We start from the raw sequence: 22,344 nt of genomic DNA, 5'->3' as shown, positions 1-22,344 counted from the left end.
TACTAACAAAACTCACCACGAAATGTTTTAAAATTAAAAAGCAAGCCCTTTCTGAAAGGAAACTCTTTTAATCAGTTCTTTTACCTGTTATGATAGTGTTATTCTATATTTTATATTAAACATACCTGTTAACTCGGATTATGAATTAAACTTTGATTACAATGGCTTATTATATATTAAACATAGTTAAAGAAAGAAGTGATTGCTCATGGTAATCGTTAGTAAAGCGCTATTATATATTGTTTTTGCAATATTGATTGGCGGACTTGTTCTATCATTGATCCCTAAAGAGAAAAAGCCGGTTTTACTTTTACCTAAAAAATGGCTGTATTTCATGTCATTTTTGATTATCATCCTAACATCGGTTCCCGTGTTCTCAGTCGTGCAGTATATTACAACATCTTTTAATTTTCCGTTTGCGACTGCCAGTAAGCAAGTTATTTTTTCATATGCGGTCGGTAAGGCTTGGATCATAACAACAATTCTTACATGTTTGTTAATGGTATCGTTGAATCTCTCTCATAAATTACAAACTCGTGTGTTAAACTATGTATCTTTAATTCTAGCGGTTGCTTTAGTTTTTTCAGCTGGATGGGCGAGTCATGCAGCGAGCATTGATCGTCTAGGCGGTTTTATCGCAAACAGCATTCATGTCTTGGCCATTTCAGTTTGGATTGGGATTTTGTTTGTTGTTGGCTGGTTTTCAAGTGGAAATGAAAAGTGGAGTGCATTTTTAAAATGGTATACACCATTATCGATTTGTTCCGTTCTAGTTTTGAGTGGAACGGGTCTTGTTCTTATGCAATATATCATTCCTGAATATATTCATTCATGGTTATTACCATATGGGCAGGCACTTCTAGTGAAGCACATCCTCTTTTTTGCAATTATTATTTATGGCTTTTCAAATGGTTTTTTACTGAAAAAAAAGCTGTTGTCTAATCCAGGATATCAACCACAGAAGTGGCTTCGAGCAGAAAGTGTTTTTGCTTTGGCTGTATTTGTAATTACGGCTGTAATGACTGAGCAGAGGCCGCCGCATGTGGTGAGCCAAACATTAATAACAGATTCACCAAGTCGCCTTTTTACCTTGTTTTATCAAGGTTCAATTGAGCCAACAATAACACTTCAACTTACGGTAAGTCTGCTTAGTATCATCTTTGCAATTGTTGCACTTATTTGTCTTGGATTTTTTATTATGAATGTCCGTAATCAGCAAAGTATAAGGACTTCATTCCTACTCAGTTTACTGTTAGTTGTGAGCACTTACTTTACACTTATGTATTCTGTTCAAGGGGAGACACTTTCGGAAGATAACACAATTTATGAAACAATAGATGAAGCTATAGAAAAAGGGTATGAAGGTGCTGACGTAATTGAAGTATTGCTAGTTCAACCTTTTGAAGAAAATTTTGAAGCCGTAGTGTATCATGTCAATGAAGAAGAGCTTGTTGCTGAGTTATTTCTTAGTCATGAAGATGGGTATCAACGTTTAAGGAATGCAAAGCTAACAATAGGCGGAATCCCGATTTCAGAATCCGAACATAAAATCCGCACGTTTATCGTAACTGATGGACTATGGTCTTCAGGTAATGGAAGTCAAGTATATGTTTCCTTTGGAATAATAAATGATCCTAAGGACGTATCTTCTGTTATCATTCATTACGAAGGAGAAATTAATGAAGCTGAAGTCGTGAATCAAACATTCTTAAATATTGTTCAGACCGATGAGGAATGGAACCCTAGTCACCCGATAGAGTTTCTTTCTGATGATCGTCAGGTAATTGGCGGCTATATGCGTGGATTTATGGAAGAAGGTGTATATTGTCACTAACAATGTTGTAATCAATGCTATTGATGAATAGATTGAATAGAGAGCACATGACATGTTGAAAAAACAGTCATGTGTTTTTTCATGGTGATGTTCATAATAAATAAAGTTAATAAAGATTAGTGATCTAAAAAAGTCATAGTAGTATTATAGATTGAAAACATTTGAAAACTGAATTAAAATAGAGGATATTTCGACCTCCGAAGTATTGATTGTATTTAACTTTTGTGAAAGTAGGCAGATATAATGAATCATCGTTTATGGGTAACCTATGTAACGCTGGCAATCTCAACCTCTATATGGGGGAGTGGTTTTATTGCTGGAAAAGTGGCGATTGAAAGTTTTGAGCCGACAACTGTTGCTTTTTTTCGGTTTTTCTTAGCATCGTTAATTCTCTTCCCTTTCATGTGGTTGAAAGAGAAGAACATTCCAAAGCCGACAAAAAAAGATTGGCTTTTGTTTTCACTACTCGGCCTTACAGGAATTGCTATTTATAATATTTGTTTCTTTTTAGCTAGCAAGCATGCACCTGTGATAAAAAGTTCTTTATTTATCGGGGCAAATCCAGTCTTAATCGTCATCCTTTCAGGTTTATTCTTAAAAGAGACGATTACAAAAAATAATATATATGGAATGATCTTTGCTCTAATTGGAGTTTTCATTATCGTTTCAAATGGTGATCTATTACAAGTCTTGCAAATGGGATTTGAACCGATTGATTTTATACTGTTAATGGCTGTTATCAGCTGGGCATTGTACAGTGTTTTAGGAAAAATTGCTTTGAAAAAATATAGCTCGATAGTAACGACGACATACGCTGTAGGATTTGGAACATTGTTTTTGTTTCCGCTTATGATAATGGAAACAACATGGTCTGATATTGCGGCGAGCAGTGTCAGTGCATGGGTATCGATTCTCCATTTGACAGTTTTTGTTACTGTCGTAAGCTTTGTGATGTACTATAATGGTATTCAAAAAATTGGAGCAGCAAAAGCGTCGATTTTTATCAACTTTATGCCGGTTTCAGCTGTAATCATGGCGGCACTTTTTCTGGGAGAAACATTTACGACTGCTCATGCACTCGGGGCCTTATTTGTTTTAGGCGGGGTCTTTATCGGTACGCATAAAAAAAAGGAAAAAAGGAAAGATAACACCATCAAAAAAATTATGAAATCAAGTTAATTTGATCCATTTAGGAGCGATGATTGGTGAACAAAAAAGTGTTACGTTTTCCGCATTCATTTTTCTCAGAAAGTCCTTTTGCAAAATATATAAAAGAAGAGCAAGAGAACGATGATTTTGGATTGATTTTCAATGAGTTTGCTCAGGAAATTGGTGTACGATTAGGTGTGGATATTATTTGGGATAAGGCGAATGAGGAAGGGACAGAATGGATCATTGCTGACGATACGAACATTAAGATTATTCTTGATGAAAATGTCGATGAAAATGAAGAATTTATCTTTGTCCCCAAAACGTCAAAAGGACAAAACTTAATTGAAGACATAACAGCACAGCTAAAAGAAGAGTATGGAGAGTATATTGAATTTGACAAATAATGATTTTTCGACAAAAAGTCAGGAAAAAGAGCAGAGATTAGTCTGCTTTTTTTCTATTTGTTGGACACTACATTCTATGAAAACCCTTACAAATGAGGGGAAAGGGTACTTTTTTATATTTAGAGCCAAGTTCACTAAGTAGAAAAAAGGTCGAATCCTTGTCCAATTTGATGAACGAAAAGCTTTGATTTTGTGTTTGTAAGATAATAAAATAAAGTAATAAATAATAGATAGAGTATTCAGTTAATAAATAAGAGGAGGTAATAATTATGGAGTTACATCACTATTACAATATGAGCGTGGATGAGCTGATAAATTATTATAAGAGAATAAAAGAATATATAGAACAGGGATTTCGAGTAGAGGGTATTAAAGAGGAGTTGGAAATAATTTCACGTACAATAAAAGAAAAAAGCATGGACGTAGAGCAGGACCGGATTTCGCATTATTTGGAAGAGATTAGACATTATATGTTATCAATCCGGCATTAAAATTAAAGGCCTTTAATGAAAACAAGAGTGATAGTTGATTCACTCTTGTCTTATTGTGTTAAAAACCTTTTCCTTTAGTTAAGTGGCATGGAACTCCATAGCCTACTGCACCAGGTTCACTCATCTTTTCAATATAATTTAATCCTCGTTTACATTGTTGTTTACACTTAATACACGTATCACTTGTCACTATTTTTAAAGTGTGTTCGAATTTGTTACCTTCTTTTTTCTGGATGACTTTTTTCTTTTTAGGAGCCATGGAGTTACCCCTCACTTTCCTCATTTATGTTCTTTTTTCTCGATATTTTATGAATTTGCTTTCAATTTGCGCTTGTCCCAGTTTAATTTTGTGAATCCAATGTTTAATAATGGTAAAATAGCAATGGATCATGAAAATAGGTTGGTGGGATAGCGATGATAGATGGTGAAAGTTTTGACATTAGACAAGTGGAAGATAAAGTTTTTGCATGGCATGCTGAGCGAGTTCCATTTCAAGAAGCTGATGCAGTCCGGAAATTGAGTTATATTCAAAAAATAAGAAAAGACACTGAGGAACCTAACCCGACTCTAGCAAACCTTGAAGCAGCACTATTAAGTTTACTTGCTAAAGCCCGGTTTGATCGATTAGATAAAGAAGATGAGTTAGCTGCTAAATGGATAAAAGAAGCTCTAGAGATAAACGTACATGATGAACTAGCGAATAAAACGTTAATAAAAATGAATCTTTCCAGTCTATCAGAAAGACTTCTTCCACTCGTTTTTCCGCAAATAAGAGAAACGGATCACGGAAACACAAAAAAGAAATTAGCCATGGATTATCTAAACATTGCTAATGCTTTTTTCAGTAAATGTCCCTTGTACATTGAAAAATTAGACGAGGCATTGGTTGCTGCAAATCGGATGGATGACCAAGCACTCATCGAAAACATCACTGATTTACAAAACGTGATTACGAAGATAAAGAAACCTTTAATGGCTATTGTGAAAGCGACGGAAGCCTACTCGGACTCACTTAAGGGCATTTTTTATTCACAATCTCAGCTCCAAGAAATCAAGCATTCCATTCAAGAAATCGAACGGTTGCAAAAGCGATGGGATGAATTGATGCCAAATTGGACAAACGTGCAAGAGGAAGAAGAAAACAAAGCATTACAGGAGCTTGACGAAATGATCGGGCTATCTACTGTTAAGGAACGGGTCCATCGTCTTTATCATTATTTACATTACCAGAAGGCCAGAAAAGAAAGTGGCTTTGTGTTAAAAGACGAGATTAGTTTAAATATGATTTTGACTGGCAATCCGGGGACTGGCAAGACAACGCTCGCACGCTTATTAGCTAAAATTTATCATGAACTCGGACTGTTAGAGCGCCCTGAGGTATTAGAAGTTGATCGTTCTCACCTCGTTGGAGGATATGTTGGTCAAACGGAAGAAAATACAATGAATATGATAAAAAAAGCAGTCGGCGGTATCTTGTTTATCGATGAGGCCTACAGCTTGAAGCGCGAAGGAAGTGCAGGCAATGATTATGGACAAACAGCGATCGATACAATTGTATCGGCGATGACAAATGGAGAGTTAGCAGGGAAATTTGCGGTGATTCTCGCAGGTTATCCGGAGGAAATGCGACAGTTTCTTTGGTCGAACCCAGGACTTCGAAGTCGTTTCCCTGAAAGTAACCATATTCATCTCCCAGATTATTCAACGAATGAGCTAATGAACATTGCTGAAAAGGTCGCTTTGGATAATGATTATACTTTTTCCGATACTGCACTTATTGAACTAAGAAAACGAGTTGAGAAAGAGCAGGTTGATGAGACATTTGGTAATGCAAGAACAGTAAAAAACATTGTTTTAGATTCGATTTTTAAAAAAGGTGCAAGCATCTCTCTTCAAAATGACCTGCAAATGGCCGATTTCACCGTTCTCCATCAGGAAGATGTATCCGTAATAGAGGAGAATGATCAGAAGCTAAGTGGGATTGAGAAATTGGAGCAATTAGTAGGCTTAGATGATGTGAAAAAAGAAGTGAAATCGCTTATTTCATTTGTTAAGGTTCAGCAAATGAGACGTGATCAGCAGCTGCCTGCAGTTCCAATCCAACTTCACTCTGTTTTTAGTGGAAATCCGGGAACTGGGAAATCAACAGTGGCTCAAATTTATGCGCAAATCCTAAAAGAGTTGGGCTTACTGAAAAGAGGGCATCTGATTACAGCCGGGAGATCAGATATCGTTGCTGGTTACCTTGGGCAAACGGCGATAAAAACGAAAAAGAAAATTCGTGAAGCACTAGGTGGGGTTCTTTTTATCGATGAGGCATATTCGTTAGTAGCTGGTGGTCCACAAGATTTTGGCAAAGAAGCCATTGATACGTTAGTTGAAGAAATGACAAAGCATAATGAAAATGTAGTTGTTATTCTTGCAGGCTACCCAAATGAGATGGAAGTACTTCTTGAAAGTAACCCGGGTTTGAGATCCCGATTTAAGAAATATTTTCATTTTGCTGATTACTCGGCTGAAGAGATTGTCGCTATTATCGAAAGGTATGCAGAAAATTATGGCTACTTCCTTGATCCTGAAGCAACTTCTTATTTGATTGAAACTTTGTATGAAAGAACCTTTCGCAGTAATGGACGTTATGCTACAGATTTAGTTGATAAAGCCATTCAAAACCATTCATACCGAATTCTTAACAACGAACAAGAGGATCTTTCCGAAGCCTTATCTCTATTAAAGAAAATCGACTTTGAACCAATTTTAATATAAAAGGAGCTTTCATAATTATGCTAATATCTACATCAGAAATCAAAGTACGTTATGCAGAAACAGATCAAATGGGTGTTGTCTATCATGCAAATTATCTTGTGTGGTTTGAAATTGGCCGGACAGAAATCATCGAACACCTTGGCTTCAGTTATGCTGAAATGGAGAGAGATGGCATTCTCTCACCAGTTACTGATATTCAAGCGTCATATAAATCCCCGGCGAGATATGGCGATACAATTATTATTAAAACATGGATTGAGCATTACGATGGTTTTCGGATCGTCTATGGTTATGAAGTAGGCAAACAAGACGGAACAGTATGTGTAACCGGATTAAGCTCTCATATTTGTGTAAAAAAAGAAACCTTCCGTCCGATTCGTATTGAAAAGAAATATCCAGATTGGCATGCTGCATATGAAGGAGCGAAAAAGAAATCAGAATAACAGGAACAAGAGGAGAACGATCAGTGAGTCGTTCTCTTTTTTTTTATGTAAAATTCGTTGCTGGAAAGCACAAATTTTTGCGAATATTTTGGTTGGGAGAGTAACAAAATAATTTCGTATTGAAAAAAAGGAGGCATTCAGATGAACAAACCGAATCCAGATGACCGTAGTAATAATGTAGAACGCTTACAGCAAATGGTTGAAAATACAACCGAAAACATTGAGGAAGCACAAAAAACAATGCAAAATGAAGACATGAGTAGTGAGGAAAAAGCAGCGATCCAAGCAAAAAATGAACGCCGGCAAGAAAGTATTCAAAGTTTCCAAGCAGAAATTACTGATGAACAGCAAGCACGTGAGCGTGGAGACTTTTAAATGACTGCAAAGGGGTGAGGAGAAATCCTTCCCTTTTTTTGTGGTAGAAAATATGCCATTACAGTAAAAAAATGATAAACTGAATAGTAACATTAACAAAGGGGTTAGAGGAAAATGGCATTTGGGATCAAGAGGGCTGAACTATATAAATGGAAAGAGCAAGCAAGAAGCGGTAATATTGCATTGTTAACTCACTATTGGCTCCACCCTCGTTATCCAAACGTAAAGACAGTAACAAAAGCTGCCTGTTGTGAGCTAGACAAGCTCATCCAATGGGGTGCTCAATATGGGTTGGAAAAAGAGTGGATTCACCACCGCTCTGACTATCCCCACTTCGATCTCCTCGGTGAAAAACAACTTGAAATTCTGAAAAAAGAAGGACTAGAGGAGCAGATCGAGAGGTTTAAACTTGAAAAGGACAGTTGAGAGTGTAGAGTTTAGAGTTATATTTTAGAAAAGCTTCGAAGCTTTTCTGTATGTTCTTCGACGAAATACATACAGCATCTTCAACTCTAAACTCTAAATTCTAAACTCTAAACTCTAAACTCTAAATTCTAAACTTTAAATTCGCTTTTGAAAGAAGGAGGTTTTTATTTTGAATCAGACTCAGTCTAAGATTATTGCAACGTTGAAGGTGAAGCCTTTCATTAACGTAGAAAATGAAATAAAAGAGCGTGTAACGTTGTTAAAAGATTATTTACTGAAAACCGGCTTGAAGGGATATGTGTTAGGGATATCAGGAGGGCAGGATTCAACATTAGCAGGAAAGCTTGCTCAGTTGGCGATTGATGATTTGAATGAAGAACAGGGTACGTCTGACTATCATTTTATCGCAGTCCGTCTTCCGTATGGTGAGCAATTTGATGAGGCTGATGCCCAAGATGCCATTTCATTTATTAAGCCGGCAAAAGTTTATTCGATCAATGTAAAACCGGCTGTTGATGCTTCTTTTCAAGAATTTTATCGGGTGACTGGTGAGAAGCTCAACCATTTTTATAAAGGAAATACAAAGGCTCGCGAAAGAATGAAAGTACAATACGATCTAGCTGCCCATTATAAAGCACTCGTAATTGGCACTGATCATGCTGCAGAGGCGATTACAGGATTTTTTACAAAGCATGGGGATGGTGCTTGTGATATTATTCCGTTATACGGATTGAATAAGCGTCAAGGAAAACAATTATTATCACATTTAGGATGTCCTGAGCATTTGTACTTAAAGACGCCAACTGCAGATTTAGAAGACGATAAGCCGGGATACCCGGATGAAGAAGCACTAGGTATGACATATGAACAGATTGATGACTATCTTGAAGGTAAGGATGTTCCGGGCGAGATTAAATTAAAAATTGAACGACAATATTACATAACTGAGCACAAACGCCAAAATCCAGTGTCCTTATACGAGAATTGGTGGAAAACTAACAGTAACAGGGGGGATTGACTTGAGTTATAATGCGGACCTTCATATGCATTCGACTGCGTCTGATGGTGGATATACACCAGATCAATTAGTGAAAAAATGTGCTGATGTTGGTCTTGAGATTGTTGCCTTAACCGACCATGACACGATGGAAGGGGTAGATGAAGCAATCGCAGTAGGTCAAATAATAGGAGTGGAAGTGATTCCTGGAATTGAATTTTCAACAAAAGAGGGCAGTACAAGTGTCCATATGCTTGGATTTGGCTTAGACAGACACAACAAAGAACTGCAACAAATGTTACATACGCAAAGAGACATGCGCCGTAAAAGGCTAGATGTTATTCTTGCAAAGTTAGAAAAAGTAGACATTACGTTAGCACCTGAAGATGTCTTAAAATATGTCGATGGCGGCAGTATCGGCCGGCCGCATGTTGCCAAAGCACTGATCGAACATGGGTACGTAGCTGATGTTGCCGAAGCGTTTAATTTGTATTTAGCAGAAGGGAAGCCTTGCTATGTTAGTAAGGAAAAAGAAATGACTCCTGTTGAAGCGATCGAATGGATACATAAAAGTGGTGGTGTTGCTGTTCTTGCTCATCCAATTTATTATGACTTGGACCACATGATTGAAGAATGGGTGAGTCAGTATCAATTAGATGGTGTTGAGGTATATCACCGGGATCATGATAGTGAAGCGGTCGCTCGTTATGAAAAGATTGTTGCTACTATTGAGGAGAAATATGGAGTGAGCTTGATTCGTACCGGCGGATCTGATTTTCATCATGAAGATTATGGACGAGTACGACAGCCGTTAGGGGAAACAAGAATTCCTAATTCGCTGGCAGAACAAGTTAAAGCGCGGTTGTAAGTCAGAAGCATAATGCATACAAAATAAGGCAAATCCAAAGTCGGTTTGCCTTATTTTTTGTATGCACTTAGTCGATTTGGATTTTACTCGAAATGGATACGTCTTTTAAAGCTTGGCCTGCCAGTTGATCGGCTTCTTTGTTCGCATTTCGACCAATGAGCTCGTAGTTTGGCTTGAGTCCGAGGTTTTTTATTTTTTCTTCTATCCGATCAATCCAGCGCTGCAAATCTTCTTCGTAACAAGGCCAATCTCCTGATAAATGGTTAATCACAACTTGTGAGTCGCCTTTAAAAAGTACTTCCTGATGTTGAACACCTAACAGTTCAAGTTCCAGCAGTCCAAGCCAAAAGGCGGCATATTCTGCTTCATTATTATTTTCAATTTGTTCAAAGCAATCATTTTTCCGGATGCGATACGACTGCCCATCTTGTTCAAAATAAATCGCTACTCCTAAACCAGCCAACCTTTCCTCACGATCAAAGCCTCCATCAAAATAGACAGTGACATTGTGCGGTTCGGTTTCAATTTTTTTCGTATATTTTTCTAATTCCTTCTTAAGCCATTCCATTCCGGTTTCATCATAAAAGGCAATATTCTCGGCTCGACCGCTTCCTTCTAAATCCTTTGCGACATGAAGTGCTTCAGCTATCGGAATAAACTCTGAAGAAAAGAAGGTTGTTTTTTTAGTACGCTTTGGTCTGTACTGATACTGAATTTGAATTTTCATTACGGTACACCCCCTATTTCACTAAGTATATATGAGAAGATGATCTTTTGAGTTCAATTGTTAAAAGAATTTGTGAATTCAGTAATTTTATGATAATTTATTACAGTAAAGGATTGTATTCGACAAATCCTGTCGTAGTTAGCGATATCGATCTTGAATCATTTTTTGGTCACCTTTATCAAACCAGCGGTTAATTAGCCGTGTAATGACTCGAATTGCCACTACAGTAATGACATTCCTAAGAATTAATCTAATCATTGTTCTTTTCACTTCCTTCAATTAAATTCTTATCGATAGTGTTAGACGAAACAACCTCTTCTAAACATTGTAATAAAAGGTGCGAAACTGTTTATGATTATGGTATATTATTGCTATTATAACTTAGAAAGAGGGATGAAGCGTGGATATGATCATTGAGTTTTTTACTGAATATTGGTTATTCATTATCGGCGCTATTGTTTTTTTGTTTCTATTTGTTAAGCTAATTAAATTAACGGTAAAGCTGGCGATTGTTGTTGTCATCATTATCGGTATCTATATGTTAGTTTCCAATCAACCGATTCCACAAAATATCGATGAAGCGAAAGAAATTGTAGGAGAATTAACATCTGATGTAACTGGACAAGTGACGAAAAAGGTTCAAGACCAAACGATTGAAAGAATTGCTAATTCTGTTGATGGTGCTGAGTATACAAAGGATGAAGAAGGTAGCTTTACCATATCCTATGGTGATATGACAGTAACAGGCAATGATGACTCAGAGTATGTCACAATATCTGTTAACGGGCAAAGTTATGAGATGAAGAAAACAGAAGCATTAAAGCAAGTAAGATTCTACATGAATCAATAAAGGATACTAATTTCATACATCATTTGAGAAAAGGGGTAGAGGAGATGCCAATTAAAATACCAGATCATTTGCCGGCGAAGGAAATACTAAATAAAGAGAATATCTTCGTGATGGATGAAAGCAGAGCATACCAACAAGATATACGTCCGTTAAAAATTGTGATTTTAAATCTCATGCCAATCAAGGAAACAACGGAAACTCAGCTGTTGCGTTTATTAGGAAACTCGCCATTACAAGTTGAGGTTTCCTTTATGTATCCCGATACCCATGTATCAAAAAATACATCCGCCGATCATCTGAACAGCTTCTATAAAACAATTGATGAAATTAAAACGCAAACGTTTGACGGAATGATTATTACAGGAGCACCAATTGAGTTACTCCAGTTCGAGGATGTTAATTATTGGGAAGAGCTTAAACAGATTATGGATTGGAGCGTAACCCATGTAACATCGACGTTACACATTTGTTGGGGAGCACAAGCAGGGCTTTATCATCACTTTGGAGTTCCGAAGTATACGCTTGATCAAAAGGTATTCGGTGTATTTGAACATACAATTAATAAAGAGAACGTCAAATTATTGCGTGGATTTGATGACGAATTCATGGTTCCGCAATCTAGACATACGGAGGTACGCCGTGAAGATATTGAAAAGGTACCAGAACTCGAAATATTATCTGAATCTTCGGAAACAGGAATCTATATTGTTGCGACTAAGGATGGAAGTCAAATCTTTGTTACTGGTCATTCTGAATACGACGCCTGCACATTAAATGATGAATTTGTCCGTGATAAGGAAAAGGGCTTAGAAATTGCTCCGCCGAAAAATTATTTTCCAAATAATGATCCAGAAAAGAAACCACGATTAAAATGGCGTGCTCATTCAAATCTTTTATTTACAAACTGGTTAAACTATTATGTTTATCAAGAAACTCCATATGATTTATCAACACTTTCAAAATCAAAGCAAAAGGTCGAGAAATAGGTTTCTCGGCTTTTTGCTTTTTTAATGTAAGGACAGAAAAGTGGTCCATTCACACATGATGCTGTTTTTGCATATTTTTTTATTAGGTTAATGTCTAGGTGAAATTTTCACACGTTTTTCGAGACTAAACAGCATGATGTGGGAGGGGTATTTTCATGAACCAAACAAAATACTATTATGCGGGTGGGAATACAAGTATCGGTTATTATTCATTGTTTAATGAGATCGTAAAAGATTTATCACATGTATATATTCTAAAAGGCGGACCAGGAACAGGAAAGTCAACGTTTATCAAAAAAATTGGTGAAGTGTTAGCTGATAAAGGGTATTCACTTGAATATTTCAGCAACCCAACAGACCCGAAAAGCTATGATGGTGTTATTATTCCAAAGTTGAATATAGGCGTTTTTTCAGGTTCAGCCCCACAAAATTTAGAGCCCGCATACCCGGGAGTAATCGGAAAAGTCATCGATTTACAACAATATTGTAATGGTGAAAAATTAAATATTCACCATGATGAGATCATTAAATATACAAATGAGATGCAAGAACAGGTTGAGCTAGCTTATAAAAAATTTGCAGATGGAGTATCCGTGCACAATAAGAAAGAGGAAATTTATCTTTCGTCAATGGATTTTAAAAAAGCTGATGCTGTTACTGAAAAACTCATTAAAACGATTTTTGAATCAGGTTTTTCCAAAGGGGAACAACAAAAATCACGATATCTTTTCTTTGGGGCCGCCACACCTGAGGGTGCGTTAAACTACATTGAAAATATTACAAGTGATGTTGCTAAGCGATATATCATTAAAGGACGTTCGGGAAGTGGGAAATCTACAGTAATGAGAAAAATCGGTGCAGAGGCACAAAGGTTAGGCTACTCTGTAGACTATTTTCAATGTGGTCTAGATCCTACCAGTTTAGATATGGTTATTATACAGCCTTTAAATGTTGCAGTCCTTGATGGTACAGCTCCGCATGTCATTGACCCTTCCAGGGAGACAGATGAAGTTGTTGATATGTTTGAACTATGTATGAATCCGCAAGTCGAAGTAGATTACGCAAACAAACTTGAGGAATTAACGAAAACCTATAAAGGAATTATGAAAGAAGGAACTTGGCACCTGCAAGTGGCTAATCGACTGTTACATGTTTTAGAAGAGTATTACCGAAAAGCGATGGACTTTGAACAAGTAGATAAGAAAAGAGAAGAAATCGTAAAAGAGATCCTCTCATTAGCATAGAAGTAGGGGCGAAAGATCGCCCTTATTTTTTTATTTTTTTTCGTTTTCATCGAAATAGGCTTTAAATTTATTCATTTCTGCTTCTGTTTTTCCATTATCTTTAGAAAAGTACGGGTTATTTTCCGTTGGATCATCTGAATCTAAGTTTGTTTTAATACTGAACATTGGAGCAGAAGGAGCTTCTGCAATGATTCGATCAGTTAATTTATCAAAATCAGGCATGTTGTTTTTCTTTGGCATAGTAATGTTATCTCCTTTCAGAAGTGAGCTTTCCTGTTTAGATTGTGCAGAATATCGAATTCTCATTAGAAGGAGTGCTGGATTTATTTTAGCTATACTAAAATACTTAACAAAAGACACCATCTGTAAACTGTTTATGAAAGGGTAAAGCTAAGGATAAGGAGGTTTTATTGTGTTAAATTTCCTCATACTTGTATTAGCGATCATTTTAGCGATTATTACTGTTAAATATAAATTACTTTATGATCCAACACACCCTGATAAACCGAAAGATACACGAGCAAAAAATTGGTTGAGAAGCAGGAAGAGGTAAGGTATTTAAATAATATTGGGTTGAAAGTTAAAAGATAATAGTTGAAAGTTAAAATTGAGAAGAAAAAACGTAAGGGCGATTTGCTTTTACGTTTTTTTGAGGTTCTTTATTGGTGAAAAATACAAGAAATGATATAATGCTACCATAAAGGAGCGACATTATGAAAAAGATGTATTTAGCTGTTATTTTATGTTTTATTTTTATCTTAACTGCTTGTAATAATAATGAAGAGCTTCAGCCGGTACCTGAGAGTATAGCAGCAGAATTGAGTAGCTTTATTACTGAATACCGCGTCGAACTTGCTGAAGCCTTTAATCATTATGATTTTGCAGTTGTGGAGAACTATTTTATCCCAAATGATACATATTACCATTTTCAAAGAAAAACAATTCAACAAAACAGGTCTCAAAGAATTACAGAAGAAGTAATTGATTTTACTGTAAATGATGTGCAACAAGACCAGCATAGTGGTTATCATTTATATGTGACTGAAGAGATTCATCGAAATGATCCGCACCAAGGTGACAGTACTGAAGTATATGAAATTACATACATAGTAATGGATTATCGCGGGCAATTAAAGGTTGTTGAGGTTCGAACCCATCAATAACTATTCTAAGGGAAAATTCAAAAATGCAAACTATTTGGGAGAGAGGGGTATTAACGTGAAACAAATTGTTTCTGTTGACTGGTTAGCTGAAAATATAGGAAATGAGAATATTCAAATTATAGATTGCCGTTTTGAGTTAGGCAAACCTGATCATGGTTTGAATTGCTACATAGAAGAGCATATTCCAGGAGCGCTCTATTTTGACTTAGAACGTGATATGTCAGGAAAAAAAGAGGAACATGGCGGACGTCATCCACTCCCAAATATTGATGAATTTGCAGAGAAATTATCTGCTGCAGGAATAGATCATCAGGTGACTGTTGTTGCATATGATGATCAAGGAGGGGCTATGGCATCGCGATTATGGTGGTTATTAACATATTTAGGCCATCAAAAGGTATACATTGTTGACGGAGGATTTTCGCATTGGAAAAAACAAGGTAATGCTGTCACGAATGAAATGCCATCCATCACTCGTAAATCCTTTGTTCCAACTGTTCAAGAACATTTAGTTGTTACGATGGAGGACGTGCGGCAAAAACTTAATGATCCAAATACAGTTTTGATAGATGCAAGAGAAACAAAGCGGTATGTTGGTGAAGAAGAGCATATTGATCCAATTGCCGGTCATATTCCTGGTGCGTTGAACTTTTTTTGGAAAGAAGGTTTAAATGATAGCGGATTATGGAAGAATGAAGGTGAGCAAAAGGAGCGCTTTCACTTACTAGGTAATGATGATAAAGTGAAAATCGTTTATTGTGGGTCTGGTGTAACAGCTTGTCCGGTTATCCTCTCACTGTATCAGGCTGGTTATAATCAAGTGAAATTATATGCTGGCAGTTGGAGTGATTGGTGTTCTTATAAAGAAAATCCGGTCGCAAAAGAACAATAAAAAAATATTCTTGGTATAAATCGGAATTATTGAGATTTTATACTTTCCATATCGAAGAAAATATAATATAATTGAACAACTCGATCATATATGTATGCTTGTGCAAACATTGTATATTTAAGAAAGGGTACTAGGCACCCTTTCTTTTTTTCTCTGTCTAGCTCCGGCGCCTAGCCGCTCGAGATCACTTCGGTCCGTCAAACGTATCCAAAAGACAGGATACTTTTTGTCGGACCTCCAGTGCTTGTCGCGGCTGAGCAAGGCGCCTGCGCTTTTCTTGTGTCAAATGATCGTTACGATTTCTACTGGTCCATGATCATCACAATGATCTCCATGGACATGATGCAGGCGACCATTGACTAAATAATCAAAGTGATCTCCATGTGGAACAACTTCATGACCGCACTCTTTACTATGAGTACAGCCACAGTTCATAGGAATACATTCGTTTGGATTCTCTTCGGATATAGGAATCGCACATTCATCCCAGTGACCATTATGCTCTTTATGCAAATGACCATTGTGAACATAATCAATATGATCATCATGACGTATTTTTGTGTGCCCGCATGCAATACTATGTTCATGAGGATGATTTTCATGTGTATGATGATTATTCATCTTTTGTCACCTCCATACAAGTAGGTTTCCCAATTATTAAAAAGCAATCCTGTTGATGTACATAAAATAAAAATCGAACGTCAACGCTAAAAACAGTTAGAAAATGATAAGGAGATAGAAATAATGACAACGTTTTATGAATTAAATTTAAGCCATTCAATAGTTCGATCAATTAGTGAAATGGGGTTTGAAGAAGCAACACCAATTCAGGCACAAACCATTCCAATTGCGATTGAAGGACAAGATATTATCGGACAAGCACAAACAGGGACTGGAAAAACAGCAGCATTCGGTATTCCGTTACTTGAAAAAATCTCGATTGAAAATGCTAAATTGCAAGGAATCGTTATTGCTCCAACACGTGAGCTGGCGATTCAAGTTGCCGAGGAATTAAACAAAATTGGACATCAAAAAGGAGTTCGCTCACTTCCAATTTATGGTGGACAACAAATTGACCGTCAAATTCGCGCATTGAAGAAAAAGCCACACATCGTCGTTGGAACACCAGGACGATTAATGGACCATATGAGGAGAAAAACGATTCGTTTAGACGAAATCAAAATGGCCATTCTTGATGAAGCTGATGAAATGTTAAATATGGGCTTTATTGAGGATATTGAAACGATTCTTGCAGACATTCCTGAAGAACGACAAACATTGCTTTTCTCTGCAACAATGCCTAAGAAAATTCAAGCATTAGCAACAAAGTTTATGAAAAACCCTGAACTAATTAAAGTACAGGCAAAAGAAATTACGATGCCGAATATTGAACAGCATTATATAGAAATACCTGAAAAGCAAAAATTTGATGTGTTATGCCGTCTGTTAGATATGCAATTGCCGGAACTTGCGATTATTTTTGGCCGTACAAAACGTCGTGTCGATGAACTGACAGAAGCGCTAATGAAGCGTGGTTATTCAGCAGAAGGCATTCATGGGGATTTAAATCAATCAAAACGTGACAGTGTTATTCGTCAGTTTAGAGAAGGAACAATTGAAATTCTTGTGGCGACAGATGTAGCAGCAAGGGGATTAGATGTAAGTGGAGTTACACATGTATATAACTTTGATTTACCGCAGGACCCAGAAAGTTATGTTCATCGAATCGGACGTACGGGGCGTGCAGGAAAACAAGGGTTAGCGATTTCCTTTGTCACACCTCGTGAAATTGATCATTTACGCCGCATTGAGGAAATGAGTAAGAAGAAAATGACACGCAAGCAAGCGCCGACACTAACAGAGGCAATTGAAGGCCAGCAGCGCTTGACAATTGAGAAATTGCTTCAAGTCATTGAGGATCAAGACATTCAAAAATACAAAAACACAGCTGTTGAGTTGTTAGATAATCACGATTCTGTTACACTATTATCAGCAGCTTTAAAAATGTTAACAAAGGAACCAGATTTAACACCTGTTAAATTAACGGGTGAAGCTCCTCTTCGTGTAAAACGGGTAAAAGGTAATGACAACAAAAGAGGAGACCGACGTGGAGGCCGACGAGATGGTGACCGAAAACGGAGCGGTGGAGGATTCCGCGACCGTGACCGTATGAAAGATGGTCGAAAGCGATCTGGATCTGATAAGAAAAAAAGAAAATAAAATGAAAAATGGACCGGTGCTCACTATAAATGTAGTGGGGACCGGTTCTGATGTGGAGATTGATAGCATTGGATCCATTAGAAGTACTTATGAATATTGAGAATGTTACCCCTTACTTTCAACCGATAATAAGTGCGGAAAATCAATGTGTTATTGGTTACGAAGTATTAGGTCGAATTGAAATGGATGGTAAGGTCGTAAGCCTAGGACCTTTCTTTCAGGATTTAACGATCCCAGCTGAATACTATACAGAGGTTGATGAGAGAGTAAGAAGGCAGGCATTTGATTATTTTCTCTCTCATGATGATGATGAATTACTCATCTTCATCAATTGTAATGCAAATATGTTAATGAAAGATCATGGGGAGCAGATATTACGTACATTTGAGGAGTATCGCGACCGTGGTTTTCCTTATGAACGTATTGTACTCGAAATTACAGAGCACGATTATGATGGTGACATTTCTAAATTGAATCATCTATTATTATATCTTCAAAGTATGGGAATGAAGATTGCCATTGATGATGTAGGTAAGGGTGGGGGAAGTATCGACCGTATTGCTCTACTAAATCCAGATATTTTAAAAGTTGATCTTCATTTTCTTCAAAATGAGACTGTTCCACAATCATTTCGAGATGCACTGTATTCTTTGACAATATTAGCAAGAAAGATTGGAGCGACACTTTTATTTGAGGGGATCGGTCAATTAAGTCAATTAAACTCCGCTTGGCGTAAAGGCGGTCGTTATTATCAAGGATTTTATTTGGCTGAACCGCAAGCTGACTTTATCCCTCGAGATAGTTGTCTAGAACAATTAAAAAGTCAATTTCATCAGTTTATAATTTATGAGCGAAAAAAATTAAATTCACTTTATCTTTTTTCAGAACAGTTAAACAATCGATTACAAGAAATGATCAAAAAAATAAAAAATCATGGGAACTATGATGAGATTGTTCTTCAAGTTGCTAAAGAACTAACAACGGAAGCCTTTCGAATTTATATCTGTGATGAAGATGGCTTTCAAAAATCGGCAAATGCATTTAAGGAAACGTCAGGAAATTGGAAACTCCAACCTGAATACCGCTCTAATAACTGGAGCTGGCGTCCGTATTTTTTAGAAAATATTTTTCGGATGAGCAGAAAAAAGAGAGGGATTCTCTCCGATTTATATAGTGATATTGAAACAAATGAACTCATACGCACTTTTTCTTATCCAATAAATGAAAATGCATATATTTTTATCGACCTTCCTTACACATTCTTATATGAGCAGGATGGTTTATTGTAAAGTCTATGGAAAAGGATCTCTAGAGAATATTATTTCTCAGAGATTCTTTTTATATTTGGTTCTGGTCGTATATTTTACTTCCTCCTGTAACATAGTAATTATAGAACATTAGGTAAGTATAGGGGGATCGTGATGGATAAAAAAGAGTATATGCTTAATATGATTAATAAGTTTGAGATGAATGCTGGAAGTATACCTGACAGTTTACAGTCTAAGTTGGATCAATTTAAAAATGAACTTGAAGCACTTACAAATGAACAAGTAGAGAAGCTCACAGATGGTGTAATGTCTACTCCGGCAAGTGAGTCACAGCTTGATAAAAATCATCCGATGAATGTAATTTTAAACGCATATCACGAAATGGAAAGTGTTGCTAATGGTCAACCAGCTAATCAACAACTCCAAGAAGTAATGACGCAAATTCAAGGTTATTTTGAAATTGAGGAAAAAGATGGATTCTTCCCATGATTTAGTGACGGTTACGTTTAGTGATAATCAATGGAAAAGGAAGGTGTAACAGAACAGATGGAACATGATAAAGAAAAGAATCATTCGGAACCAATTATAAATCCTAGTATGATTTCTCCAGATATGATAGCCCCAGGGATTGACGATGATGAAGAATTGGACAGAAAAGCAACACCTGAGGAAATTGAGCGAGGAGAGTATACAAAAGTAATAAAGCTTTCAAATGATGAATATCGACCATCCTAACAGGTAGATTAGAGGTGAGACCAACATAGTCTCATCTTTTTTCTTTGTTGTAAGCAATACATTACATAAAATTCTCTTGAAGCGTTCAAGCTAACGATAGGTATGAAGGGGGTGTGAAGAATTGCCAAAACAGGAGAAAGAACTTAATAGCGAGGAGATCTTAACAGATGCTCCGAAACAAAGGGAATTTGGTATTCGAACGGACCTCAATTCTAAAAGTCCATTTCATTCGACATCAACATATGCGGGGGACTCAGTAGATGGACACAAAGAGTTAGAGGAATCAAATGAGATATTTGCCGAGAAAGAATTAGGACAAGCAAATGAAAATAACTCATTAACGTAAATTCATAAAACACCACAAACGACAATGTATAATAAATATCTTGGCATTACTACCTACTTTTACTATACTTAAAGTTGGTCAAATTAATAGTTAATCTTAAGAGTAGGAGTTAAAAAAATGAGAAAGAAAGTATTGCTTTTATTTTCATTAATGGTCATGATTCTTGTTATCTCTGGCTGTGGACAGATTGGTACAGACGAACAGGCTAATGACAAGCAAGGGAGTGTAGTAACTGAACTGCCACAATTTTCAGATGTACAGGACAATGAAAATATCGTAACCATGCATACAAATAAAGGTGAAATCACATTAAAGCTCTTTCCGGATTATGCACCAAAAGCAGTTGAGAACTTCTTAACACATAGTAAGAACGGCTATTATGATGGTTTAACCTTTCATCGCGTTATTTTTGGATTTATGATTCAAGGAGGCGACCCGGCAGGAAATGGAACGGGTGGTGAAAGTATTTATGGTGAACCGTTTGAGGATGAATTTACACCTAATCTAGCACATTTCCGGGGTGCTTTAGCAATGGCAAACAGTGGTCCAAATACCAACGGGAGTCAGTTTTTTATAGTCCAAAGTTCAGATATGTATGCAGAGCCTGAAGAGTTAGAAGCAGAGGGATTTCCGGCTGAAATTATTGAAAAATATAAACAATATGGTGGAGCACCTTGGCTTGATTATAAACATACTGTATTTGGTCATGTGATTTCCGGTATGGATGTTGTGAATGATATTGCGACTGAAGAAGTTGATGCAAATGATATGCCATTAGAGCCAGTCATAATTGAAAGTATTGAAATTGTCCAATAGATGATTTAAAGACGTAAAAAGACGGAAATTTGTTTTCCGTCTTTTTTAACGTCCACCTTCATTTTGAATATACTAATAAGTGGAAGGTGGTGATCATTTGCTGACTGACATTTTCACACAAGTACAAGTCCATCCTCAACTTGTTGTCGTCGTACCAGCACTAATGATCATTGGCTACGCATTAAAGAAAACACCTAAGGTAAAGGATTGGATGATTATTTGGATTTTATTGGCAATAGGAGTCATTGCTAGTTGTATCATACTAGGCTTTTCTATTAATGGGATAGCGAATGGAATTATTGCAGCAGGTGCAGCAATAACAACACATCAAGCATATAAACAAACAATGATGAAAAGAACTTTGGAATGTCACGAAGAAAATAATAAGACGAAAGAGCATGATTGATGATCATCTCTTCGTCTTTTTTTATATTGTTGCCATATTTAATACAGCATTGTTGACATAGCTTGGCCTTTTAAACCGTTAAGGAGCTGCTCAATTTGGAGTTCAATATATTCATCAATCGTATACGATTTTTTGAGTGCCCATCTACGGAATGCCCACATGTGACCATTAACAAGAATATTGTGCGAGAAGAGCTTTATTTGCTTTTCGTCAAGTGTAAGTAAATGACTGTCAACACAATGACGAATCACTTGCTCAATACTTTGTGTGATTAACATTTCCTTCTCAAGTACATATTGAAGAGCTTCTTTCTGTAACGATTTTGCTTCTTGATACATAACAAGTACTTCATCCTGCATTTGATCGACGACTCTAAAGTAGGACTCTACCGCTAACTTTAACCGTTCAATTCCTTCTAATTCAGTGTTTAAATATGTATGTAGGCGATGAATAACTTCATCATATACTGCATCACATACGAGATAAAGGACATCTTCCTTTGAACCTATATATTCATATAATGTACCGATGCTAAAACCAGATAATTTTGAAATTTCCCTTGTTGTCGTTCGGTGAAAGCCTTTTTGAATGAATAATTTTACTGCAGATTGAATGATTTGATTTCTGCGGTATTTTACGAGTTGCTGATCCTTAACGATCGAAGGGACGTTTTTCTTTCTCAATCCACTCTCTCCTTTCATATAAACCTTAATCTGTGAAAAAGGATGTAAAGTCAATACTTCCGTTTATTTTAAGAATATTATAAATTATCAAATGATTAATGAGCAACATATATTATTAATTTTATATGGTAACGTGTTAAAATATTTTTCATGCGTCATCATAACGTACTTATCCTTAGACGTCAACCTATTTTATGAATTAAGTAACATTTGTTGATAAAATAATTAAAAAAGAAGCCAGGCTCAGTCAAA

The 22,344-nt window shown here is 36.5% G+C and carries 28 protein-coding genes; 23 read left to right on the top strand and 5 right to left on the bottom strand.

Features of this window, described 5'->3' with window-relative positions:
• Nucleotides 1–208 precede the first annotated feature (208 nt).
• The 4 genes from ACJ2A9_RS01970 to ACJ2A9_RS01955 all read left to right on the top strand — a co-directional run bounded on the left by ACJ2A9_RS01970 (nt 209) and on the right by ACJ2A9_RS01955 (nt 3,881).
• On the top strand, nt 209–1,834 hold the full coding sequence (locus ACJ2A9_RS01970; protein WP_441419921.1) for a copper resistance D family protein: 1,626 nt from the start codon (nt 209–211) through the stop codon (nt 1,832–1,834).
• Between the two features lie 243 nt (nt 1,835–2,077).
• Nucleotides 2,078–3,013 carry a DMT family transporter gene (locus ACJ2A9_RS01965; protein WP_441419920.1) on the top strand — a complete coding sequence of 312 codons (936 nt, stop codon included), beginning with the start codon at nt 2,078–2,080 and terminating at the stop codon, nt 3,011–3,013.
• 26 nt (nt 3,014–3,039) lie between these two features.
• Nucleotides 3,040–3,390 carry a hypothetical protein gene (locus ACJ2A9_RS01960; RefSeq protein WP_441419919.1) on the top strand — a complete coding sequence of 117 codons (351 nt, stop codon included), beginning with the start codon at nt 3,040–3,042 and terminating at the stop codon, nt 3,388–3,390.
• Nucleotides 3,391–3,659: 269 nt separating this feature from the next.
• A complete protein-coding gene (locus ACJ2A9_RS01955; protein WP_441419918.1) occupies nt 3,660–3,881 on the top strand; it encodes a hypothetical protein in 222 nt (73 codons plus the stop codon).
• Between the two features lie 58 nt (nt 3,882–3,939).
• Here ACJ2A9_RS01955 and ACJ2A9_RS01950 read toward each other — a convergent pair whose 3' ends face one another.
• Nucleotides 3,940–4,140: a hypothetical protein gene (locus ACJ2A9_RS01950; RefSeq protein ID WP_441419917.1), complete on the bottom strand. Its 201-nt coding sequence runs from the start codon at nt 4,138–4,140 to the stop codon at nt 3,940–3,942.
• A 155-nt stretch (nt 4,141–4,295) separates the two neighbouring features.
• On the opposite strand from ACJ2A9_RS01950, the gene ACJ2A9_RS01945 reads away from it, so the two are divergent.
• The 6 genes from ACJ2A9_RS01945 (at nt 4,296) to ACJ2A9_RS01920 (ending at nt 9,756) form a co-directional block, all read left to right on the top strand.
• Entirely contained in the window at nt 4,296–6,647 is a 2,352-nt protein-coding gene (locus ACJ2A9_RS01945; RefSeq protein WP_441419916.1) for an AAA family ATPase, read from the top strand.
• A gap of 17 nt (nt 6,648–6,664) precedes the next feature.
• Entirely contained in the window at nt 6,665–7,090 is a 426-nt protein-coding gene (locus tag ACJ2A9_RS01940; RefSeq protein ID WP_441419915.1) for an acyl-CoA thioesterase, read from the top strand.
• A 141-nt stretch (nt 7,091–7,231) separates the two neighbouring features.
• Complete coding sequence (tlp, locus tag ACJ2A9_RS01935) at nt 7,232–7,465, top strand: small acid-soluble spore protein Tlp (RefSeq protein ID WP_441419914.1); 234 nt, start codon at nt 7,232–7,234, stop codon at nt 7,463–7,465.
• Between the two features lie 114 nt (nt 7,466–7,579).
• The gene (locus ACJ2A9_RS01930) at nt 7,580–7,891 is read left to right on the top strand and encodes a hypothetical protein (RefSeq protein ID WP_441419913.1); all 312 of its coding nucleotides are present in this window, start codon (nt 7,580–7,582) and stop codon (nt 7,889–7,891) included.
• A gap of 169 nt (nt 7,892–8,060) precedes the next feature.
• Nucleotides 8,061–8,909 (top strand): ammonia-dependent NAD(+) synthetase, encoded by an 849-nt coding sequence (nadE, locus tag ACJ2A9_RS01925; RefSeq protein WP_441419912.1) that lies wholly within the window; start codon nt 8,061–8,063, stop codon nt 8,907–8,909.
• Between the two features lies 1 nt (nt 8,910).
• Entirely contained in the window at nt 8,911–9,756 is an 846-nt protein-coding gene (locus tag ACJ2A9_RS01920; RefSeq protein WP_441419911.1) for a PHP domain-containing protein, read from the top strand.
• Nucleotides 9,757–9,823: 67 nt separating this feature from the next.
• On the opposite strand, the gene ACJ2A9_RS01915 is transcribed toward ACJ2A9_RS01920, so the two are convergent.
• Nucleotides 9,824–10,483, bottom strand: a complete 660-nt coding sequence (locus tag ACJ2A9_RS01915) for a reverse transcriptase-like protein (protein ID WP_441419910.1) — start codon at nt 10,481–10,483, stop codon at nt 9,824–9,826.
• Nucleotides 10,484–10,883: 400 nt separating this feature from the next.
• Here ACJ2A9_RS01915 and ACJ2A9_RS01910 point away from each other — a divergent pair, with 400 nt between their 5' ends.
• The 3 genes from ACJ2A9_RS01910 to ACJ2A9_RS01900 all read left to right on the top strand — a co-directional run bounded on the left by ACJ2A9_RS01910 (nt 10,884) and on the right by ACJ2A9_RS01900 (nt 13,563).
• On the top strand, nt 10,884–11,333 hold the full coding sequence (locus ACJ2A9_RS01910; RefSeq protein WP_441419909.1) for a hypothetical protein: 450 nt from the start codon (nt 10,884–10,886) through the stop codon (nt 11,331–11,333).
• A gap of 44 nt (nt 11,334–11,377) precedes the next feature.
• Nucleotides 11,378–12,319: a homoserine O-acetyltransferase MetA gene (gene metA / locus ACJ2A9_RS01905; protein WP_441419908.1), complete on the top strand. Its 942-nt coding sequence runs from the start codon at nt 11,378–11,380 to the stop codon at nt 12,317–12,319.
• Nucleotides 12,320–12,474: 155 nt separating this feature from the next.
• On the top strand, nt 12,475–13,563 hold the full coding sequence (locus tag ACJ2A9_RS01900; protein ID WP_441419907.1) for a PRK06851 family protein: 1,089 nt from the start codon (nt 12,475–12,477) through the stop codon (nt 13,561–13,563).
• A 30-nt stretch (nt 13,564–13,593) separates the two neighbouring features.
• On the opposite strand, the gene ACJ2A9_RS01895 is transcribed toward ACJ2A9_RS01900, so the two are convergent.
• Nucleotides 13,594–13,803 (bottom strand): hypothetical protein, encoded by a 210-nt coding sequence (locus ACJ2A9_RS01895; protein WP_441419906.1) that lies wholly within the window; start codon nt 13,801–13,803, stop codon nt 13,594–13,596.
• 172 nt (nt 13,804–13,975) lie between these two features.
• On the opposite strand from ACJ2A9_RS01895, the gene ACJ2A9_RS01890 reads away from it, so the two are divergent.
• The 3 genes from ACJ2A9_RS01890 (at nt 13,976) to ACJ2A9_RS01880 (ending at nt 15,618) form a co-directional block, all read left to right on the top strand.
• A complete protein-coding gene (locus ACJ2A9_RS01890) occupies nt 13,976–14,116 on the top strand; it encodes a hypothetical protein (protein WP_441419905.1) in 141 nt (46 codons plus the stop codon).
• Nucleotides 14,117–14,276: 160 nt separating this feature from the next.
• The gene (locus ACJ2A9_RS01885; RefSeq protein WP_441419904.1) at nt 14,277–14,726 is read left to right on the top strand and encodes a TcaA NTF2-like domain-containing protein; all 450 of its coding nucleotides are present in this window, start codon (nt 14,277–14,279) and stop codon (nt 14,724–14,726) included.
• Nucleotides 14,727–14,781: 55 nt separating this feature from the next.
• Nucleotides 14,782–15,618, top strand: coding sequence for a sulfurtransferase (locus ACJ2A9_RS01880; RefSeq protein ID WP_441419903.1), 837 nt, complete (start codon nt 14,782–14,784; stop codon nt 15,616–15,618).
• Nucleotides 15,619–15,900: 282 nt separating this feature from the next.
• On the opposite strand, the gene ACJ2A9_RS01875 is transcribed toward ACJ2A9_RS01880, so the two are convergent.
• Nucleotides 15,901–16,239, bottom strand: a complete 339-nt coding sequence (locus ACJ2A9_RS01875) for a hypothetical protein (protein WP_441419902.1) — start codon at nt 16,237–16,239, stop codon at nt 15,901–15,903.
• A 123-nt stretch (nt 16,240–16,362) separates the two neighbouring features.
• Here ACJ2A9_RS01875 and ACJ2A9_RS01870 point away from each other — a divergent pair, with 123 nt between their 5' ends.
• From ACJ2A9_RS01870 to ACJ2A9_RS01840, 7 genes are all read left to right on the top strand, one after another.
• Entirely contained in the window at nt 16,363–17,838 is a 1,476-nt protein-coding gene (locus tag ACJ2A9_RS01870; protein ID WP_441419901.1) for a DEAD/DEAH box helicase, read from the top strand.
• A gap of 50 nt (nt 17,839–17,888) precedes the next feature.
• Nucleotides 17,889–19,127: an EAL-associated domain-containing protein gene (locus ACJ2A9_RS01865; protein ID WP_441419900.1), complete on the top strand. Its 1,239-nt coding sequence runs from the start codon at nt 17,889–17,891 to the stop codon at nt 19,125–19,127.
• A gap of 132 nt (nt 19,128–19,259) precedes the next feature.
• Nucleotides 19,260–19,595: a hypothetical protein gene (locus tag ACJ2A9_RS01860; RefSeq protein ID WP_441419899.1), complete on the top strand. Its 336-nt coding sequence runs from the start codon at nt 19,260–19,262 to the stop codon at nt 19,593–19,595.
• Between the two features lie 57 nt (nt 19,596–19,652).
• Nucleotides 19,653–19,841 carry a hypothetical protein gene (locus ACJ2A9_RS01855; RefSeq protein ID WP_441420384.1) on the top strand — a complete coding sequence of 63 codons (189 nt, stop codon included), beginning with the start codon at nt 19,653–19,655 and terminating at the stop codon, nt 19,839–19,841.
• 121 nt (nt 19,842–19,962) lie between these two features.
• Nucleotides 19,963–20,187 carry a hypothetical protein gene (locus ACJ2A9_RS01850; RefSeq protein ID WP_441419898.1) on the top strand — a complete coding sequence of 75 codons (225 nt, stop codon included), beginning with the start codon at nt 19,963–19,965 and terminating at the stop codon, nt 20,185–20,187.
• 117 nt (nt 20,188–20,304) lie between these two features.
• Nucleotides 20,305–21,003 (top strand): peptidylprolyl isomerase, encoded by a 699-nt coding sequence (locus ACJ2A9_RS01845; RefSeq protein WP_441419897.1) that lies wholly within the window; start codon nt 20,305–20,307, stop codon nt 21,001–21,003.
• Nucleotides 21,004–21,100: 97 nt separating this feature from the next.
• Complete coding sequence (locus ACJ2A9_RS01840) at nt 21,101–21,409, top strand: phage holin family protein (RefSeq protein ID WP_441419896.1); 309 nt, start codon at nt 21,101–21,103, stop codon at nt 21,407–21,409.
• A 38-nt stretch (nt 21,410–21,447) separates the two neighbouring features.
• On the opposite strand, the gene ACJ2A9_RS01835 is transcribed toward ACJ2A9_RS01840, so the two are convergent.
• On the bottom strand, nt 21,448–22,092 hold the full coding sequence (locus tag ACJ2A9_RS01835; protein WP_441419895.1) for a TetR/AcrR family transcriptional regulator: 645 nt from the start codon (nt 22,090–22,092) through the stop codon (nt 21,448–21,450).
• Between the last annotated feature and the right edge of the window lie 252 nt (nt 22,093–22,344).

This window comes from Anaerobacillus sp. MEB173, from assembly GCF_052119505.1.
GTDB lineage: Bacteria > Bacillota > Bacilli > Bacillales > JBJMAU01 > JBJMAU01.
The sequence above is the reverse complement of the archived record's forward strand: the minus strand, read 5'-3'. Positions and strand labels throughout refer to the sequence as shown.